This window comes from Candidatus Zixiibacteriota bacterium (assembly GCA_022865345.1).
Taxonomy (GTDB): Bacteria; Zixibacteria; MSB-5A5; order MSB-5A5; family RBG-16-43-9; genus RBG-16-43-9.
Genome location: JALHSU010000102.1, coordinates 1 through 1,715 on the forward strand (window position 1 = coordinate 1; position 1,715 = coordinate 1,715).

General features: G+C 43.4%; 1 protein-coding gene. It reads left to right on the forward strand.

Annotation, left to right across the window (positions count from 1 at the left end; translation table 11 throughout):
• Positions 1 to 366 precede the first annotated feature (366 nt).
• Positions 367 to 1,715 (forward strand): hypothetical protein (locus MUP17_04700; protein ID MCJ7458270.1); only part of this gene is annotated, 1,349 nt, incomplete at its 3' end.

The window sequence follows — 1,715 nt, forward strand, 5'->3', positions numbered from 1 at the left end:
GCTTGACTGGATCCTTTTGAATAAGACGCAAGGTAAAACAATCTGACGCAGATTTCAGTAATAGTCAATTTTCTTTTAACTGATTTATTTAAAAAGAGTTAATTTGCTCCTCCTTTTTAAAAATCGCAAAATTTGCGGTTTGCATAATTCAGAGATAATATATATATCCATATTTTTGTATTCTCTTGTTCATCAAAGAGTTAACTTTTTAATAAAATTGATCCGCAGGTAAAACTTGGCAGGATTTTTGAGCGTATTTTCCTAAGTTTAAATGGTCAGAAGTAAAGAATAAAGATTTTAGTTGCAATTACTTCTTACGGGTTGTATTTTGCAGCAGTTTGGACCTTTAAGAACTGGAGGAAACCAATGTTAAAAAAAGGTGAATCGATTTTTTTGAGTTCAGTTTTTATATTCCTTTTGATTTTCATTTCGAATTTATCCTTTACCTCAGCCCGAACCAGGGTCAACGATCAGGCTCCGGCCTCTTCTTTTTCGTTGCAGAAGCCTTTGGCAGATGCCTGCGTTCAGCAGAGGACTCACCGGGTAGCTAAGTATTGTTTTACTTTAACCAACTGGGGTTTTATTGGAAGTCAAACCAGGGTTTTTGAGGAATCACCCTTCGGTTGTTTTAATCCCAGATATCCGGAGGCTTATCCAAATGCTCCTTCGTTTGAATACCCCTGTGGCACAGATTTAGAATACCTTTTCCAGGGCGCCTTATGGGTGGGTGCAGTGGTGGAGGGTGAGACCCTGGTAAGTGTAGGTAATGATGGGTGGTTCGGAGATGTCTCAGAGATGTTTCCCGGCACTGAAGATCAGGGTGGCTGTATAAAGGAGAAAACCATCCGCCTCAGTACCCCTAACTGCAACCCCCCTGACACGGCTGGAGCGATTTCGGAGCAGGATATAATAGCCGTTTACTCAGACACTACCACTGTGGGAATAACGCCTGATCCGAAGGATACCAGGTCCCATAGACCCATAGGCATTCAGATCGAGCAGAGGAGTTATTCCTGGAGTTACGATTATGCAGAGGATTTCGCCTTGATCGATTTCACCATCAAAAATATCGGGAAAAAGGACGTTAAAGGGATATGGATAGGCCTATACATTGATGCTGACGTGGGTTGGTCTGGCAATGGCAGCGCTTATATTGATGACATAACCGGTTTTCGGGCAACCTATCCATCGCCTTTATGGGGGGACACAACCCAGTATCAGGACACTATCCAGATAGGCTGGATAGCAGATGACAATGGTGATTTAGGAAAAGGAGGGGTTGTTACGGATAACAGTGTGCCCAGTGTGACAGGAGTAAGGGTTGTTCGAGCACCAACCGAAAATATCTCCTTTAACTACTGGATGTCAGAGGGGAATGATCCGGTGAGTTACGACTGGGGGCCTCAGAAGCAGGAGAATTGGGATCTCTGGATTAAGAATTATGGAAGCTGGTGTGATGGTGGTAAAGGGACACCCTGTGGTGATAGGGCAAAATATTTCACCATGTCCAATGGGGAACACGATTATGACCAGATCTATGCCTGCATAAATAAGAGCGACAGCGGCTGGTTAGAACCGTCGGGTTTTTGCACGGATTTAGCAGATGGATATGATACGCGTTATCTTTTCTCCTTTGGTCCTATTCCGATTCTTCATCCTGGTGATTCGACCAAGGTGACAGTAGGATATGTGGCAGGTGAGAACTTTCACTATAA